Here is a 17,647-nt window from a genome sequence, read left to right as displayed (position 1 = left end):
TTCGCGGCTACAATAATACGGTTACATCGACGTAATGCACTCAATGCAAGAAAGGATCCGCATGGCAAGCCTGTCGGATGAAATCTCGTCGCGCCGCACATTCGCGATCATCAGCCACCCGGACGCCGGTAAGACCACGCTTACCGAGAAGCTGCTGCTCTATACCGGCAGCATCCAGACCGCCGGCTCGGTCAAGGGCAAGAGCTCGGCCAAGCATGCCGTTTCGGACTGGATGGACATCGAGAAGGAGCGCGGCATTTCCGTTACCTCCTCGGTGCTGCAGTTCACCTACAACAGCGCCTGCGTCAACATCCTCGATACCCCCGGCCACCAGGACTTCTCGGAGGATACCTACCGTACCCTTATGGCCGCCGACGCCGCGGTCATGGTCATCGACGGCGCCAAGGGCGTCGAGGCCCAGACCAAAAAGCTCTTTAAGGTCTGCACGCTGCGCCACATTCCCATCTTCACCTTTGTGAACAAGCTCGACCACGAGGCCCGCGATCCGTTTGAGCTCATGGAAGAGATCGAGAACGTTCTGGGCATCAATACGTATCCCATGAACTGGCCGATTGGCAGCGGTCGCAACTTCCGCGGCGTGTTCGATCGTCAGACCCGTCGCGTCATTGCCTTTGAGGGCGACGGCCACGCCAACGCCACCAAGAAGGTCGCCGAGGTCGAGGCCGAGCTGGGCGACCCCGCTATGGACGAGCTCATCGGCGAGGAGAACCATAAGAACCTGATGGACGACATCGAGCTGCTCGATGGTGCCGGCGACGAGCTCGACTTGGATGCCGTGGCCTGCGGCAAGCTAAGCCCGGCGTTCTTTGGCTCGGCGCTCACCAACTTTGGCGTGGAGCCCTTCCTCAAGGAGTTCCTGCGCCTGGCCCCGACGCCGCGCGCCTATACCGATACGCTCACCAACGAGCCGGTCGATCCCTGCCGCGACGACTTTAGCGGCTTTGTGTTTAAGATCCAGGCCAACATGGACAAGAACCACCGCGACCGCATCGCCTTTGTGCGCATTTGCTCGGGCAAGTTCGAGCGCGGCATGGACGCCTTCCACGTGCAGGGCAACCGCAAGCTCAAGCTTGCCACGGGTACCTCGATGATGGCCGATGACCGCGCCATCGTGGACGAGGCGTATGCAGGCGATATCGTGGGCCTGTTCGACCCGGGTATCTTTAGCATCGGCGACACTGTGTGCTCCGGCAAGCGCCACGTGCAGTATCCGCAGATCCCGACGTTTGCCCCCGAGATGTTTGCTCGCATTACGCAGGTCGATACGCTCAAGCGCAAGCAGTTCGTCAAGGGTATGGAGGAGCTTGCCCAGGAGGGCGCCATCCAGATCTTCCGCGAACTGGGTGCCGGTATGGAGAGCGTCATCGTGGGCGTGGTCGGCGTGCTGCAGTTTGAGGTGCTCGAGCGCCGCCTCAAGGCCGAGTACCGTGTCGAGGTTCGTCGCCAGCCGCTGCCCTATACGGACATCCGCTGGATCCAGAACGACCCCGATACCATCGATATCCCGGGCCTTTCGCTCACGCGCGACACGCTGCGCGTCGAGGACATGCGCGGCGGTAAGCTGCTGCTGTTCACGAGCCCGTGGAACGTGGACTGGGCAACCGACCACAACCCCGACCTTATCCTGTCGGAGTTTGGCAACGTGGCCTTTTAACGCATCGGCGCGGTGACCCTGCGGGGCTGCCGCGCCATTTACTTGCCTGATGCCGTGTGAGCGGCTATCATACCCACCGTTGTCTCAAGACCGGGGCGTCCGAGCAGTTCGGGTCCGATATCCTGCTCGTTAAACCTAAAACCAAAGGAGTACATAATGATCAAGAAGGTCATGGAGGACTACAAGGTCCTGTTGCGGAGCATTCCCGCGGCAACGGTTTCGCTGTTTTTCGTGAGCGTCATCATGATGAACCTGCTGGCCAACAAAGAGCTTATCAGCCTGCCGTATCTGGCACTCGATTGCGGCTTTGTGGTGAGCTGGGTTTCGTTTTTGTGCCAGGACATGATCTGCAAGCGCTTTGGCGCCAAGGCATCCATCAAAATCTCTATCCTCGCGCTGCTGGTCAACCTGGCCGTGAGCCTGTGCTTTTGGGCATGCTCGCTCACGCCCGGTATGTGGGGCGCCTACTACGACACCGGCATGATCGAGGTCAACACCGCCCTTAACGCCACCATCGGCGGCACCTGGTACGTGGTGCTGGGCTCTTCGCTGGCAATGCTCGTTTCTGCCGTGGTTAACTCCACGCTCAACCAGTCGCTCGGCCGTATGCTCAAGAAGAATAACTTTGCGAGCTTTGCCTTCCGTTCCTATGTGTCCACGGGTGTTGGCCAGTTTATCGACAACTTGGTCTTTGCCATTGTGGTGAGCCACACGTTCTTTGGTTGGACCTGGGTGCAGGTCCTCATGTGCTCGCTGACCGGCGCTGTTGCCGAGCTGCTGTGCGAGGTTTTCCTGAGCCCCGTGGGCTACAAGGTCGTGCGCGGCTGGGAGCGCGAGAATGTGGGCTCCGAGTACCTCGAGCGCCACGCAACCGCCTAAGGAGCAAGTATGCGGGTTTTGATCACGGGCGCTTCGGGCGGTATCGGAGCCGCATGCGTGCAGCGCTTTTTGGACGAGGGCCACGAGGTCGTGGGCTTTGATCTGCTGCCGGCGGTGATCGAACACGAGCGCTACCGCCATCTGATCGTTGATGTTCGCGAGCCGGACGCGTTTCCAGACGATCTTGAACCCCAGGTGATCGTGAACGTTGCCGGTACGCAGGATTCGGCTGACGACATCGCCGCCAACCTGTATGGCACCATCAACGTGACCGAGCGCTACGCCTTTGCGGGGGAGGGGCTTGCCGCCAAGCCGGCGCCGGCTATCAAATCCGTGGTCAATGTGGGGTCGGCGAGCGGGCATACGGGATCGGAGTTTCCTGCCTATGCTGCCAGCAAGGGCGGCGTTATCGCCTACACCAAGAACCTTGCAAACCGCCTGGCACCGCAGGCCATCGCCAACAGTGTGGACCCGGGCGGCGTTATCACGCCGCTCAACCGTTGCGTGATGGAAGACGAACACCTGTGGAACCAGATTATGGAGCTCACGCCGCTTAAACGCTGGGCCACCGCCCAAGAGATCGCCGAGTGGATCTACTTTGTGGGCGTGACCAACCGGTTTATGACCGGGCAGAGTCTGCTAATCGATGGCGGCGAGGCCGGCCGCACACAATTTATTTGGCCCGAATAGAAAACGCGCCCGATGGAAAGCCGTCGGGTGCGTTTTTGATGTATCGACTTCTAGCCGAGGCAAGTCCAGTTGACGGGGGTCGAGCCGTGTTGTTCGAGTAGCCGATTGGCTGCCGAGAAGGGACGCGATCCCATAAAAGCAGGGAGTTCTGCCGTGGCGCGGTTGGCCGAAAGCGGCGAGGGGTGCGTGGAGGCCAGGCAGAACTTGTCGGTTGCCTTGCCCGCGTCAGTTGCGACGAGCTTGCCCTCGACCATCTGCTGGGCAAAGCGGCCCCATGCCAAAAAGACTACCGGCTGGGGCAGCTGACAGCAGCGTTCGATAACGTAGTCGGTGAGCGTGCTCCAGCCCAGTTTGGCGTGCGAGTTGGCGGCATGCTCGCGCACGGTGAGCGTAGTGTTGAGGAGCAGGACGCCCTGTTGTGCCCATGGGGTTAGGTCTCCCGTGGCGGGAATGGGACAACCCAGATCGGCTTTGAGTTCCTTGTAAATGTTGCGCAGGCTCGGCGGCAACTTGGTTTGCGTCGCGGGGACCGAGAACGACAGCCCCATTGCCTGGTTGGGTCCGTGATAGGGGTCTTGACCCAAGATGACAACCTTGACCTGGTCGGCCGGCGTGTAGGCGAGGGCATTGAGGATGTCGTCTTGTGCCGGGTAGATAGTCTGCTCGGCACGCAAAAGGGCGATGCGCTCGAGCAGCTGGTTCGTAGTGTCACGTACCGGCTGCGGTGCATCGCCCAACCAAGTTGCTATGTTGCGGTCGCGGGTCGCGGCGTCCATGGGGCTCCTTTACGTCAGATGCTCTGTTTGCATCTATTGTAAAGGCGCACCGGAGACCTTTATGCCGCGGCCGTATGAGGAGTAGTGTCTACGAGACGTGCTCGGGCGCTCCCGCCATGCGAGCCTGTCCATGTGCGCGGAGGAGCGGAAGCTCGACGGTTGCCACCATGACGCCGCTGAGGATGAGTGCAGCGCCAAAGAAGGCGATGGGGCTCAGAACCTCGCCGACCAGGAAGAACGAGAAGACGGCGGAGCAGACCGGCTCGAGCGAGAAGGCGAAGCCGGTGGTCTCGGCGGGCACGTGGGGCTGCACGAGCGTTTGGGTGATAAAGCCGTAGGCAGAGCAGATGAGTGCGAGTGCGACGACGACCACGACCTCGCTGGGCGTGCTGGGAAGTGTGAAACCGCCAAAGACGCATGCGGCAATGCCCGAGAACAGGCCGCCAAAGCCCAGCTGCCAAACGCCCAGGGACAGCGGATCGACTTCTTCGACAAACCGCTTGGCGACAATGATGTGTCCGGCGTAGACAAAGGCGGAGAGCAGCATGATGAGCGCGCCCGGGTTCAGGCTGGTGAAGTCGGCGCCCGAGAGCAGCAACATACCGCAGGTGACGATGGCGGTGCCGACGAGCACTTTGCGCTCGGGGGCGCGGCGCAGCAGGGCGGCGTTGGCAAACGGCACGATCACGACCGTCAGGCTCTGCAAAAAGCCGGCAGTGGAGGCAGAGGTGAGGCTGGAGCCCAGGCACATGCAGGTGAGCTCGGTTGCCATAATGGCGCCGATGATGGCGGCACGGACCATAAGGTCGCGGTTGATGCGGAAAGCGCGCTTGTGGAAGAGCAGCAGGCAGACCACAAAGGCGATGATGCAGCGTAGCGCGACGATGCTCGTGGCGTTCATGCTGTCCATGCCGATCTTCATGAGGGGATACGAAAAGCCCCATGCGACGGGAACGGAAAATGAGAGCGCGATTGCTTTTTTGCGATCCATGGGACTCCTTTTGTTACAGAACGGTTTCGCAAAAAGGATTCTGCTCCCAGATGTGGATGTAGTAAAGCGAATGTATCTTCAGTATGATTAAGAAATACTAATGTATGCAGAAAAAGCCCTGGCAAAACGTTTTACGGCTTCATTGATGTGGAGGCACGATGGCATCGCGGTATCAGATTGTTTGCATGGTGGTCGATCGCGGCAGTCTTAAGGGCGCGGCGGACGAGCTGGGTTATACGCAAAGCGCGGTGAGCCAGGCCGTCAAGGCGCTCGAGCGTGAGCTGGGCACCACGCTTATCGAGCGCGGTAAGCAGGGTGTGTCGCTTACGCGCGATGGCAAACAGTACCTGCCGTATTTGCGACAGATTGTGACTGCCGAGGCTGAGCTCGAGGGCAAGCGCCAGGAACTGCTGGGGCTTTCGTCGACTGATATTCGCATTGCGACGTTTACCAACGTGAGCCGTACTGTGTTGCCGCGCGTGATCCGCGACTTTGGTGCGCTGCACCCGGGCGTACGCTTTACCCTCAAGCAGGGCGATTATACGCGCAACGCTCAATGGGTGCACGATGGCGTGGTTGATTTTTGTTTTACGGCGCGCGGATTTACCACCGGGCTCGAGAAGCGCGTGGTCTATCACGACGAGTTGGTAGCATTGTTGCCGGCCGCGCATCCGCTGACGGCAAAGGAAAAGGTGACACTCGCCGACCTGGCGTCCGAGCCGTTTGTGCTGCTGGACGAGGGCGAACAGAGTCTGGTGCTCGATGCATTTGCGGCGCATGAGCTGTCGCCGCATGTGACGAGCGAGGTCACCGACGACTACACCATCATGGCGATGGTGGAGGAGGGCCTAGGCGTGAGTATGCTATATCGCCGTACCGTTGAGGGCATGCGGGCCGATATTCGCGTACGTCCCATCGTGCATGCTCCCTCGCGCGACGTAGTGGCGGCTTGGCGCAGCTGGGACACCATGCCCATCGCCACGAGGCGCTTTATCGACTATATGAGCTCGCATATTGTCAATTAATGACTGGCGTGGCGTTGAGTGCGGTGTTTAGCGGGCTGTCGCTTTGGCTTGGGTGGCGCGATAGGTGCGTGCCGGGTGGCAGAGTAGTACCGCCACGACCATAAAGAACGCCGTGGTGCCCAGGCTGATGGGGTAGACCATCATGATGTTCGCAAAGGTGCGGAAGTGCGGGAACACGCAGAACACCCAATAGAAGCGGATGCCGCAGACGCAGATCATGGTGATGAGGGCGGGCGTGAGCGAGATACCAAAGCCGCGCAGGTAGCCTGACATGTTTTCGTAGAACATGCTAAAGGCGTACGCCGGGAAGATCGAGCACACGCGGATATAGCCGATCGAGACGATGTTGGGATCGCTGTTGAACAGCGACAAGATCTCACGCCCCAGGCCGACAATAACGATAATTGTGGTGAGCGCGACGATACCGCCTTCGACAAGGCAGACCTTGAGCGTCTTGGTACAGCGGTCGATCTGACGGGCACCGTGATTTTGTCCCACAAAGGTAGTGCAAGCCTGGCTAAAGCTGTTGAGCAGGTTGTAGCACACGTACTCCAGGCTCATGGCGGCGCTCGATGCCGCCATGACCTCGGTGCCCAGGCTGTTGATGGCGGACTGGATGATGATGTTGGCGACGGCAAAGACAGCGCTTTGGATGCCGGCGGGCAGGCCGATCTTAACGATGCGCTTGAGGGCGACGGGGTCGATAGCCAGGTCGCGCGGGGTGACGCGGACGACGGAGTCGGTCTTGAGCAGGCGAATAAAGAGCGTAGCGGCGCTGACGGTGTAGGCGATGGCGGTGGCGATGGCGACGCCCGCGACGCCCCAGTGGAGTACGGGGACAAAGATGAGGTCCAGGCCAATGTTGAGGACGGTGGACACGGCAAGCGCCTGCAGCGGCATGCGGGTGATGCCGACGGAGCGGAAAATCGCGGCCTCAAAGTTGTAGAGCAAAATCGAGGGCATGCTGAGCAAAAAGACACGTAGGTAGAGTGAAGCGAGCGGCATGGTCTCGGCGGGAACGTTGAGCGCGGCGAGCATGGGCTCGGCAAAGACCTCGCCCAGGGCGATGACGACAAAGCCCACGAGCGCCATTAAAATCGAGGTATGGACGGCGCGTTTGACCATGTTCTGATCGTTGCGGCCGATGGCGTTGGCGATGACCACGTTGGAGCCAAGCGACATGCCTATAAACAGGTTGAGCATAAGACTGGTAAGCGGAACATTGGAGCCGACCGCTGCCATGGCGAGGGTTCCCTGGTCGCCCGAGAAGTTACCGATGATGACCGTGGCGATGAGGTTCGACAGCTGCTCCAAGATGCTCGTGGCGGCCACGGGGAAGGCGAACAGGGGGATATTGCGCCACAGCGAGCCGGTGGTCATGTCAATGTGCTTAGATACGGTGTCAGCCATATGCTCTCAATCTCTAATATGCTCTTTCGTGCTTATTTGCGCAGATGATGATACTCCTAATGCAACCAGTCGGCACGTAGGGACGTTCCTTTTCTGCCGGCAGCTGGGGACACTCCTTATCTCTTCTAACTAGTCATTCAAGAACGTCCCCAATGACTAGGCGGGGAAGGCGTGCGACAATGGTGGGCGTTGTGTTGTTCGCGCTAAGGAGTTGCCATGTTGTTGTGTCCCGTTTGCCATGAGCCGTTGGTGGACGACGAGCGTGGTGCTGCATGTGCGGGCGGACACCGGTTTGACCGAGCTCGCGAGGGCTATCTATATCTACTACGTTCGTCCAAGAGCGGCGACTCCATGGGCGATCCCAAGTCGCAGGCACGCAGCCGTCGTGACTTTCTGAACCGTGGATACTATGCGCCGTTGCGCGATGCGATGGTTGAGCTGGTGCGCAAGCAGGTGTCTGGGCGCGCCGCGTTTACGAAAGATCCCATGACGCTGCTCGATATTTGCTGCGGTGAGGGCTACTACACCAGCGCCATGGGCGCGGTGCCGGGCGTGGATGCTTACGGTTTCGACTTGGGCAAAGAGATGGTTCGCCTGGCCGCCAAGCGCGGCGATGCAGCCTATTTCGTAGCCAACATGAAGGATATCCCCGTGGCCGATGGCGCCTTCGATATGGTGACCGAGCTCTTTGCTCCCTTTAACGAGCGCGAATTTGCCCGCGTGCTGGCGCCAGAGGGCTCGCTCTACACCGTGGTGCCGGGCGCCCGTCATCTCTTTGGGCTTAAGGAGGTGCTCTACGACACGCCGTACCTTAACGATGAGAAGCTGCCGAAGACCACCGAGCTCGAGTTAGTCGGAATGCAGCGGGTGTCTGCGAATATTACGCTTCAGACCCAGGCCGACATCGAGGCAGTGTTCCAGATGACGCCGTACTACTACCGTACGCGCCCTTCCGACAAAGAACGCCTGGCAAATTTGGACACCCTTCAAACCGACATCGACTTCATCATCGCCGAGTACCGCCACTAACCTACCAAAAAGGGACAGGTTTATTTTGGCAGGTTTTATCTGGGCAAACGTAAAGGGCCGACCGCGGAGATGCGCGATCGGCCCTTTTTAGTTGCTTGGCTGAAACAGAGGTTATGAGAAGCGGGCGCTTACAGGCGGTCCTTGTTCTCGGCCTTAACGGCGTGTGCCTGCTGAACAAAGAACAGGTCGTACACCACGACGACAAAGGCGCCAAAGTTGATGGCGTCGCCGCCAAACGCGGGAAGCGTAAGCACCGCTTGGGCAAGCGTGGCGACCGCGGCAACAATACCGAGCTTAAACGCGCCGTCCACCTGCGAAGGCTTGTTGGCGCCCTTGATACCGGCGACGCCTGCGGCAAGGTCGACGAGACCCTTGGCGATAAGCACGACCGCTGCGAGCGTGGCGTACGAACCGTACGTGGAATCGAGACCGCCCGTGGCGATACCGACGCCGGCGGTGACGAGGCTGGCGATGCCCAAAACAAAGTAGATGAGAGCAAGGATTTTGAGAGTCTTGCGAGTGAAGCTCATGGCTGGTCCTTTCGATACGAGTACGCCAACTTGGCGCACCCAATGTACTGCACATATGGTGAAGCACATTGTAGTTCAACGCGGCGATGCATGCGTTTGAAAGCGTCTCTTGCCTGTACGGTCCAACCTTTCAAAAAGGAAAGCTGGACGTAAGCCAAATCGATGGCAGCCCATGTGCGGCGCTGCGATGATGAGGTCGTAACAAGGAGCTGGTCTCAAGGAGGAGCCATGATGTACGGAGCAGGGCAAGTGCGTGAGCCGCGGTCGTTGGGAAGGCGCATGAGTGATTCCGTGATCGCTGCCGTGTGCACGGGATTGATGGCGGTGCTTTGCATTGGGATGCTGTGGGCCATGTCACATGTGGGACAATAGCGGACGGTTGGGTGTCGTCATGAACGGCGCCCACGTATTCGTTTTGCTTGCTAAGGAGTACCCATGGGCGTCGTCGATCCCTTTTCTGTTGCTCGGGCCGCGGGGCTTGAGCTGACCGGGAAGCCCGAGGGCCTCACGCTCACCGACGGCACGATGGAGCTGCGTGCCGATTTTGGCCGCATGCTGCCGCGACTCAAGCAGGGCCGTCTGCAGCAAGAGCTGTTGGTGAAGGCTGCGCGTGCAAAAGGCATCGAGCGGCCGTGGGCAATTGACGCCACGGCAGGCTTTGGCGAGGATTCGCTGCTGCTCGCGGCCGCGGGCTTTGCGGTCGATTTGTATGAGCAGGATTGCGTGATTGCGGCGCTCCTCAAGGATGCCTTGGACCGCGCGGCAGATGATCCGGCGCTTGCGACAGCCGTGGCGCGCATGCGCTTACATGCGGGCGAGGACAGTATTACCGGCCTTCGCCATACGGCTGAGCTGATCGGGCGGGGCGAGCTTGCCGCCCCCGACGTGGTGTATCTGGACCCCATGTTTCCCGAGCGCACCAAGAGCGCGGCGGTGAAAAAGAAGTTCCAACTTTTGCATCATCTGGAACAGCCGTGTGCCGATGAGGAGACGCTGGTCGAAGCTGCGCTTGCGGCGCACCCGCGCAAGGTCGTTATCAAGCGACCGGTGAAGGGGCCACTGCTTGCCGGCGTTAAGCCGAGCTATCAGCTTGCGGGCAAGGCCGTTCGCTACGATGTGTTAGTGCCGCCGCGCCCGTAACTTGCGTGCGATTACCGGCGCTTCGCTAGCGCCGTGCCGATGCGGCGTCTATTTCCATGGGTGCGACGTCAGGTGCCATCCACCGCAGTATTCGCATTTGTAGCAGGCCAAACCACGCCGCCCGCGGTTTTCGCAGTCGGCCATAACTGCCTCGGCCTCGGCGCGCGTATCGTAACGGTTTTTGCGTTCGCACGACTTGTAGCGCCAGGCTTCATTGCGCTCGGCGTTCAGGGCGTCGCGGCGCTCGTCTTCGCGCGCAAACAGGTAGCTCATATCGCCGCCGGTGGCAGCGCCCAAAAACTCGCTTTTGGCCTTTGACCAGGCGGCTCGCTTTTTGCTTCCCATCTGCATCGCGCCCCTCTCCAAACGTTGGTATCATTGCTCAATCAAAGTGATACCAATAAACGTGAGGTCGCCGCGTGATGATCAGAAAAACCCTCGATACCGACATTCCCGCCGTCATGGCTATCTATGACGCGGCCCGCGCCTTTATGCGCGCGCATGGCAACGCCACGCAGTGGCCCGAGGGCACGCCTTCTGCCGAGCAGCTGGCTGCCGATATCGCCGCCGGTGGCAGCTATGTGTGCGAAGTCGATGGTCGCGTGGTGGCAACGTTTGCCTTTTTACCGGGCCCGGACGAGTGCTATGACGTAATTGAGGACGGTCAATGGCGTAGCGACACTCCGTACGCCGTGCTGCACCGTGTGGCATCCGACGGCACCGTGCACGGTATCGCGGCCGCGATGTTTGCCTTTGCCAAGGAGCGTGCCGATCACCTGCGCATCGACACACATCAGGACAACCTGCCCATGCAGGGAGCCATTGCCAAGGCCGGGTTTAAGCGCGCCGGTATCGTATATGTGTCGGACGGTACGCCGCGTGTTGCGTTTGACTGGCTGCGCGAGGCGTAAGAGCGACGCCTCATATCAATAATTCATGCGAACGAAACTGGCCCAGGTGGGGTCATTTTCGTTCGCTGTGCTGATTTGCAAGCCGGCTTTCGCAAGGCGCGAACCTACGAAAATCGCCGCGCGGCAACGCGGGGCGATGAGCTCGGTCGGGGGATAGGGCCCGCTTCGCCCGCCGGCCCGTAAATTGTATCATCCAGTGTGGAACGAGGGTGCCCGTTGCCGCGTGCGATGGGCTTGCAATAAGAGGAGAGCCATGTCGAAGCAAGCGGTCGCTGGAATCTTGGCGCATGTCGATGCCGGCAAGACCACGCTGGCCGAGGCCATGCTGTTTAACGCGGGCCGCATTCGCAAGCGCGGCCGCGTTGACGATGGCGACTCGCATCTGGATACGAACGAGATTGAGCGTGAGCGCGGTATCACGATCTTCTCGTCGCAGGCTGTGCTCGACCATGGTGACACCCACGTTATGCTCGTGGACGCTCCCGGCCATGTCGATTTTTCTGCCGAGGCGGAGCGCACGCTGCGTGCCCTGGACTACGCGATTCTGGTGGTAGGCGCCAACGATGGCGTACAGGGGCACACCGAAACCCTGTGGCGCCTGCTTGCGCGCTATGACATCCCGACGTTCATCTTTATCAACAAGATCGATTTGGAGAATCCCGGCCGCGATGTTTTGCTGGCACAACTTGGGCAACGTCTTTCTGAGGGGTGCCTGGATGCCAACGAACTGCTGGCGGGTGGCGCCGTTCAGGAGGACGCTGCTGCGTTGGACGAAGCGGCGCTCGAGGAGTTTCTTGAGGCGGGTGAGCTTTCCTCCGCGACGCTGTCGCGCATGGTTGCTGAGCGCAAGCTCTTTCCCTGCTTTGCCGGCTCGGCGCTCAAGGACCAAGGTGTGGACGAGCTGTTGGATGGTATATGCGCGCTGATGCGCGAACAGGCGTGGCTCCCGGAGTTTGCCGCCCGCGTCTATCGCGTCAGCCGCGGGGACCGCGGCGAGCGCTTGGCTTGGGTTAAAGTGACCGGCGGCACGCTGCATGCCAAACAGGTGATTAACGGACGTTCCGGTGCCGAGGCATGGGAGCAGAAGGTCGATCAGGTACGCATCTATAACGGCGAGAAGTATGAGCTTGCCCAAGAAGTTGCTGCTGGCGGCATTTGTGCCGTGACGGGCCTTGCGCACGTTCGCCCAGGGGACGCTCTGGGCGCGGAACCCGCGTGCGATGCGCCCGTCATTGCGCCGGTCCTCACCTATACGGTGCTTCCGGGCGAACACGATGTCCACGCGGTGTTCAAAGCGCTGACTGAGTTGGCGGACGAAGATCCCATGCTCGGCGTAGGCTGGAACACCCATCTTGAACAAATACATCTGCAGCTTATGGGGGCGGTGCAGCTCGAGGTCGTGCAGCGGGTGTTGGCCGATCGCTTTGGCCTTTCGGTTGCGTTTGAGTCTGGCGGCATTCTCTATAAGGAGACTATTTCGCAGCCGGTCGAGGGCGTGGGCCACTTTGAGCCACTGCGCCACTATGCCGAGGTGCATCTGCGTCTGGAGCCGTTGCCGGCGGGTTCGGGCGTGCAGTTTGGCACCGTGACCTCGACCGATGAGCTCGATCTTAACTGGCAGCGTCTGGCACTCACCAACGCCATGGAGCGCGATCACCTGGGCGTGCTGACCGGCTCGCCCATCACCGATGTGCGCATTACGCTCACGGGCGGCCGTGCGCATGCCAAACACACCGAGGGCGGCGATTTTCGCCAGGCCACGTACCGCGCGATTCGCCAGGGGCTCATGCAGGCGCGTGAGGCTGGCGCGGCGGTGCTGTTGGAGCCGTGGTACCACTTTGAGCTCGAGGTGCCGGGGGAGTGCGTGGGCCGGGCGCTCTCGGATGCCACGCGCATGGGTGCCGAGTACGAGCCACCGACGATGACGGGGGACCGGGCGAAGCTTGTGGGTCGCGTGCCGGCATCCGAGGTGCAGGACTATGCCCTGGAGGTAGCTGCCTACACGAGTGGCCGCGGGCATCTGTACCTGGAGTTCGCCGGCTATGCGCCTTGCCATGATGCCGAGCGCGTCATTGAGACGGCCGCCTATGAGCCCGAGGCCGATCTGCCTAACACGCCCGATTCGGTCTTTTGCTCTCACGGCGCCGGTTACACGGTCAAATGGTACGACGTACCCGCCGCGGCGCACGTAAAGATCGATCCCGCCGCCTTCCGCCCCTGGCGAGCAGCAGACGCCGAGTTTTTCGGCCACATATGACAAAGGGACAGCTCCTTTGTCATATGCTATTGGTATAACTCGGTATAAGTTGGTATAACTATTAACAGCGTTTGCCAATCCGAGGAGGCCGACATGAATCCAAATCCCTTTAAACCCACGGCTGGCAAGCGGCCTCCGATGCTCATCGGCCGCGAGTCGGTCATCGAAGATTTCGAGGAAGGGCTCGATAACGGCGCCGGTGCGCCGGGCAGGCTCATGCTCATTACGGGAAACCGCGGCTGTGGCAAGACGGTTCTCCTGCGGGAGCTGCAACGTCTAGCTAATGAGCGCGGATGGGCGGTTGTCTCCGATTCCGCTTCGCTTGGCTTATGCGATCGTTTGGCCGACGCGCTTCGCTCGAATAAACCCGTTGTGACGTCAATGGAGTTCGGGCCGTCGTTTGGCCGGATGTCGGTCGAGGCGGCGCGAGCAAAGGGCGAGACGTTACGAGGGCTGGTCAACGAGCGCCTCAAGAAGCTCGGTCCAGGCAAGGGCATACTGTTTGCGATTGACGAGGCGCAATCTGCGTCTATCGAGGAACTGGCGGCACTTGCCGTTCTCTATCAGCAGGTGCTCGGAGATCAGGATGCCACGGGCTTGTCCGATAGCGACCAGCGTGGTCTTGCGCTGGTGTTCGCCGGCTTACCCAGTATGGTTGATGACTTGCTCGAAGAGCCGAGCGTGACGTTTTTGCGGCGTGCTCAGCAGCGTACGCTGGGGGCGATTTCTTTGCCCAAAGTGCGCGATTCGTATATCCAGACGGTCAAAGACGCTGGTCTTTACGTTGATGCGGAGACGGCGGACCTTGCGGCGCGCAAGAGCATGGGGCATCCCTATATGGTTCAGCTGGTGGGCTATTACATGTGGCGCTCTGCTGTCCGGCGTGGCTCGCAGGTCATTGAAGAGCGCGATGTTGAGGCTGGGCACGCGGATGCCGTCTCCGAGTTCTACGAAGCGGTTGACGCGCCCCTGTATTACGGGCTGCGCAGTCCACAGCGCCTCTTTATCGAGGCTATGGCGGTTGACGAGGACAAGCCGACGCGCATGGCGGACATCATTGAGCGTTGCGACCGAACCCAAAGCTGGGCGAGTAAATATCGCGCAAGCCTGATTCGCGAGCGCGTCATCGAGGCTGCCGGATACGGCCTCGTCCGGTTTACCGTGCCCATGCTGGGCGAGTACATCCGCGAACGCGTTTTATGGCACGAGTAATGTGAAAAGGGACGGTCCCTTTGTCACATCGATAGATGTGAGGTCAAAACATGGTGATTCAAACTGAGCGATTGACGCTTCGTCCGTGGCGCGAGACGGATGCGGCGATCCTGTTTACATATGCGAGCGACCCGGACGTGGGACCGGCTGCGGGCTGGCCGCCCCATCGAAGCATTGAGGAGAGCAGGGAGATCATTCGGACAGTTTTTGCGGCACCCCATACCTTTGCCGTTTGCCTGGCTGCGACGGATGAGCCCGTGGGTAGCATCGGTCTCATGCCGTCTCGCTGCGAGTCAAACCGTCGAGATGACGGTCTCGAACTCGAAGTGGGCTATTGGATCGCCAAGCCATTCTGGGGCCGAGGCTTTGCTCCCGAAGCGGTACGAGCCATGCAGCGCTATGCGTTCGAAGCGCTTGGCTGCAAGGCGCTTTGGTGCGGATACTACGAGGGCAATAACAAGTCATTACGCGTTCAGCAAAAGTGCGGGTTCGCGCCGCATCACGTTGAGCGCGACGTGCCCTGCGAGCTTATGGGCGATGTACGTACCGAGTACTTTACGTATTTGACCCGCGAAGACTGGCGCGGGCGGGCAGAAGGGGAGTGATGACGGTGTCGCAACAACCAAGTGCTATCGAGGTGCGTGGCGCACGTGTCCATAACCTCAAGGACATCGATATTGATATCCCGCTGGGAAGGCTCGTGGGTATTGCCGGCGTGTCGGGCTCGGGCAAGAGTTCGCTGGCACTCGGGGTTCTTTATGCCGAGGGCTCGCGCCGCTATCTGGAGGCGCTCAGCACCTATACCCGCCGTCGTCTGACGCAGGCCGAGCACGCCCAGGTGGACGAGGTGCTGCACGTGCCAGCGGCGCTCGCATTACATCAGCGCCCCAGCGTACCGGGCGTGCGCTCGACCTTTGGTACCATGACCGAGCTCAACAATAGCCTGCGTCTACTCTTTAGCCGTTGCGCCCATCACGTGTGCCCGCATTGCGGGGCGCGTGTGGAGCCGAGCCTTAACGTGGCTGCGGGCCTGTCGCTCACGTGTCCGACATGCGGCCGCGAGTTCTACGCGCCGAGTGCCGAGGATTTGGCTTTCAATAGCGGCGGTGCGTGCCCTACCTGCGGCGGCACCGGTGTCATGCGCGAGGTAGACGAGGCGAGCCTGGTGCCCGACGAGTCAAAGACCATCAACGAGGGTGCGGTGCTTCCCTGGGGCACGCTCATGTGGGACCTGATGAAGCAGGTGGCCGGCGAGATGGGCGTGCGCACCGACGTGCCGTTTAACCAGCTCACGCCTCAAGAGCGCGACATCGTGTTTCACGGCCCGGCGGTTAAGAAGCACATTCTCTACGTTCCCAAAAACGGCGAGGGCGCCACGCCGCTCGACTTCACCTATTACAACGCCGTCTATACCGTTGAGAATGCGCTCGCCAAGGTTAAGGACGATAAGGGGCTTAAGCGTGTGGCTCGCTTTTTGCGCGAGGGACCATGCCGTGACTGCGCCGGCACGCGTCTCTCCGAGGCTGCGCGCCAGCCCCAGGTGCGCGGTATCAATCTGGCTCAGGCCGCGGCCATGACGCTTGGTGATGCGATCGAGTGGGTGCGCGGGGTGCCCGCATCCTTGCCGGCCGAGATGCGGCCTATGGCGACGGATATCTGCGATTCGTTTTTGAGCACGGCTCGTCGTCTGGTCGACCTGGGTCTCGATTACCTTTCGCTCGATCGCGCCGGTGCCACGCTCTCCACGGGTGAGCGCCAGCGCGTGCAACTCGCCCGCGTGGTGCGCAACCGATCGACAGGCGTGCTCTATGTGCTGGACGAGCCCTCAATTGGCTTGCATCCTGCCAATGTCGACGGCTTGGTGGGCGTAATGCGCGACCTGGTGGATGACGGCAATACCGTGGTTGTTGTCGACCACGATACACGTGTGCTGGTGGAGGCTGATTATCTGGTCGAGATGGGCCCCGTTGCCGGAGCAGGCGGCGGCAGTGTAATCGCCGCGGGCACGGTGGACGAGGTCGAGCAATCGCAGGACAGCCGTATCGCGCCGTTTTTGCGCGCCGAGCCCAAGCGCTTGCGTCCGCAGGTGACTGACGACGAAATGTTCGACCAGGGCCATATCCGCATGGCGACCGATACCATCCATACCGTCAAGCCGCTCGAAGTCGATATTCCGCGCGGTCGCTTGGTCGCGGTTACGGGTGTTTCGGGTTCGGGCAAGACGACGTTGGTGCTCGAGACGCTCATCCCGGCGCTTAAGGCGCAGGCAGCTGGCGAGCGCTTGCCGGGGCACGTGTGTTGGGTCGATGCCGAGGGCATTGGCCGCGCAAACCTGATTGACGCCACGCCCATCGGCGCCAATGTTCGCTCGACGGTAGCGACCTATGCCGACATCCATGACGAGCTGCGTCGCGCCTTCGCCCGTACGCTCGAGGCCAAGGCGGCCGGCTACAAGGCGGGTGCCTTTAGCTACAATACCGGCGCCTTGCGCTGCCCTACGTGTGATGGCACGGGATCGATATCGCTCGACGTGCAGTTTTTGCCCGATGTCGAGATCGTCTGCCCGGCATGTCGCGGCTCACGTTATGCAGACGCAGCTTCGCATATCCATCGCGAGGGCAAGGACGGGAGCTTGCTTACGTTGCCGCAGCTCATGGACATGAGCGTGGACGAGGCCCTCGACGCCACGGTGGGACTCAAGAAAGTCCAGGCGCGCTTGCAGACCTTGCACGACCTGGGCCTGGGTTATCTTACGCTTGGCGAGCCCACACCGGCGCTTTCGGGCGGTGAGGCACAGCGCCTTAAGCTCGCGAGCGAGATGGGCCGCGTGCAGGATGATGCCGTATTCGTATTTGACGAGCCCACGATCGGCCTGCATCCGCTCGATGTTCAGGTGCTGTTGAACGTGTTTGACGGCCTCGTTGCCAAGGGCGCCACGGTTATCGTGATCGAGCACGACCTCGACCTTATCCGTAACGCCGATTACGTGATCGACATGGGCCCGGGCGGTGGCGATGCGGGCGGGCAAATCGTCTGCGCCGGCACGCCGGGCGACATCGCTGCCTGCTCCAAGAGCATTACCGGTCGCTACCTATAGACAATGTGACAAAGGGGCTGCCCCT

16 protein-coding genes are annotated in these 17,647 nt (G+C 60.7%); 11 read left to right on the top strand and 5 right to left on the bottom strand.

Annotation, left to right across the window (positions count from 1 at the left end; translation table 11 throughout):
• The first annotated feature begins 61 nt into the window (after positions 1-61).
• The 3 genes from KTF55_RS00560 to KTF55_RS00550 all read left to right on the top strand — a co-directional run bounded on the left by KTF55_RS00560 (position 62) and on the right by KTF55_RS00550 (position 3,244).
• Complete coding sequence (locus KTF55_RS00560) at positions 62-1,675, top strand: peptide chain release factor 3 (RefSeq protein ID WP_217107638.1); 1,614 nt, start codon at positions 62-64, stop codon at positions 1,673-1,675.
• A gap of 156 nt (positions 1,676-1,831) precedes the next feature.
• Positions 1,832-2,554 (top strand): VUT family protein, encoded by a 723-nt coding sequence (locus KTF55_RS00555; RefSeq protein ID WP_022093974.1) that lies wholly within the window; start codon positions 1,832-1,834, stop codon positions 2,552-2,554.
• Positions 2,555-2,563: 9 nt separating this feature from the next.
• Positions 2,564-3,244: an SDR family NAD(P)-dependent oxidoreductase gene (locus KTF55_RS00550; protein ID WP_217107639.1), complete on the top strand. Its 681-nt coding sequence runs from the start codon at positions 2,564-2,566 to the stop codon at positions 3,242-3,244.
• Positions 3,245-3,294: 50 nt separating this feature from the next.
• On the opposite strand, the gene KTF55_RS00545 is transcribed toward KTF55_RS00550, so the two are convergent.
• Positions 3,295-4,020, bottom strand: coding sequence for a uracil-DNA glycosylase (locus tag KTF55_RS00545; protein WP_217107640.1), 726 nt, complete (start codon positions 4,018-4,020; stop codon positions 3,295-3,297).
• Positions 4,021-4,108: 88 nt separating this feature from the next.
• Positions 4,109-5,011 carry a DMT family transporter gene (locus KTF55_RS00540; protein ID WP_217107641.1) on the bottom strand — a complete coding sequence of 301 codons (903 nt, stop codon included), beginning with the start codon at positions 5,009-5,011 and terminating at the stop codon, positions 4,109-4,111.
• A gap of 158 nt (positions 5,012-5,169) precedes the next feature.
• On the opposite strand from KTF55_RS00540, the gene KTF55_RS00535 reads away from it, so the two are divergent.
• Positions 5,170-6,036, top strand: coding sequence for a LysR family transcriptional regulator (locus tag KTF55_RS00535; protein ID WP_217107642.1), 867 nt, complete (start codon positions 5,170-5,172; stop codon positions 6,034-6,036).
• 27 nt (positions 6,037-6,063) lie between these two features.
• On the opposite strand, the gene KTF55_RS00530 is transcribed toward KTF55_RS00535, so the two are convergent.
• Entirely contained in the window at positions 6,064-7,446 is a 1,383-nt protein-coding gene (locus KTF55_RS00530; RefSeq protein ID WP_217107643.1) for an MATE family efflux transporter, read from the bottom strand.
• 216 nt (positions 7,447-7,662) lie between these two features.
• Here KTF55_RS00530 and KTF55_RS00525 point away from each other — a divergent pair, with 216 nt between their 5' ends.
• The gene (locus KTF55_RS00525; RefSeq protein ID WP_217107644.1) at positions 7,663-8,475 is read left to right on the top strand and encodes a putative RNA methyltransferase; all 813 of its coding nucleotides are present in this window, start codon (positions 7,663-7,665) and stop codon (positions 8,473-8,475) included.
• Positions 8,476-8,603: 128 nt separating this feature from the next.
• Here the strand turns inward: KTF55_RS00525 and KTF55_RS00520 are convergent, their stop codons facing one another.
• Complete coding sequence (locus KTF55_RS00520; protein WP_217107645.1) at positions 8,604-9,005, bottom strand: hypothetical protein; 402 nt, start codon at positions 9,003-9,005, stop codon at positions 8,604-8,606.
• Between the two features lie 435 nt (positions 9,006-9,440).
• Here KTF55_RS00520 and KTF55_RS00515 point away from each other — a divergent pair, with 435 nt between their 5' ends.
• Positions 9,441-10,145: a class I SAM-dependent methyltransferase gene (locus KTF55_RS00515; RefSeq protein WP_217107646.1), complete on the top strand. Its 705-nt coding sequence runs from the start codon at positions 9,441-9,443 to the stop codon at positions 10,143-10,145.
• Between the two features lie 48 nt (positions 10,146-10,193).
• On the opposite strand, the gene KTF55_RS00510 is transcribed toward KTF55_RS00515, so the two are convergent.
• On the bottom strand, positions 10,194-10,490 hold the full coding sequence (locus tag KTF55_RS00510; RefSeq protein ID WP_217107647.1) for a hypothetical protein: 297 nt from the start codon (positions 10,488-10,490) through the stop codon (positions 10,194-10,196).
• A 77-nt stretch (positions 10,491-10,567) separates the two neighbouring features.
• Here KTF55_RS00510 and KTF55_RS00505 point away from each other — a divergent pair, with 77 nt between their 5' ends.
• From KTF55_RS00505 to KTF55_RS00485, 5 genes are all read left to right on the top strand, one after another.
• The gene (locus tag KTF55_RS00505; protein WP_138375184.1) at positions 10,568-11,056 is read left to right on the top strand and encodes a GNAT family N-acetyltransferase; all 489 of its coding nucleotides are present in this window, start codon (positions 10,568-10,570) and stop codon (positions 11,054-11,056) included.
• A 253-nt stretch (positions 11,057-11,309) separates the two neighbouring features.
• Positions 11,310-13,313: a translation factor GTPase family protein gene (locus KTF55_RS00500; RefSeq protein WP_217107648.1), complete on the top strand. Its 2,004-nt coding sequence runs from the start codon at positions 11,310-11,312 to the stop codon at positions 13,311-13,313.
• A gap of 93 nt (positions 13,314-13,406) precedes the next feature.
• Positions 13,407-14,525: an AAA family ATPase gene (locus KTF55_RS00495; protein WP_217107649.1), complete on the top strand. Its 1,119-nt coding sequence runs from the start codon at positions 13,407-13,409 to the stop codon at positions 14,523-14,525.
• A gap of 50 nt (positions 14,526-14,575) precedes the next feature.
• Positions 14,576-15,130 carry a GNAT family N-acetyltransferase gene (locus tag KTF55_RS00490; RefSeq protein ID WP_217107650.1) on the top strand — a complete coding sequence of 185 codons (555 nt, stop codon included), beginning with the start codon at positions 14,576-14,578 and terminating at the stop codon, positions 15,128-15,130.
• Positions 15,130-17,622: an excinuclease ABC subunit UvrA gene (locus tag KTF55_RS00485; RefSeq protein ID WP_217107651.1), complete on the top strand. Its 2,493-nt coding sequence runs from the start codon at positions 15,130-15,132 to the stop codon at positions 17,620-17,622. The genes KTF55_RS00490 and KTF55_RS00485 overlap by 1 nt, the downstream gene beginning before the upstream one ends.
• Positions 17,623-17,647: the final 25 nt, after the last annotated feature.

Origin of the sequence: Collinsella sp. MSK.8.10 (assembly GCF_019041915.1) — a bacterium.
Classification (GTDB): domain Bacteria; phylum Actinomycetota; class Coriobacteriia; order Coriobacteriales; family Coriobacteriaceae; genus Collinsella.
Note: the sequence above shows the minus strand (reverse complement) of the source record. Positions and strands in the feature narration are given on the sequence as shown.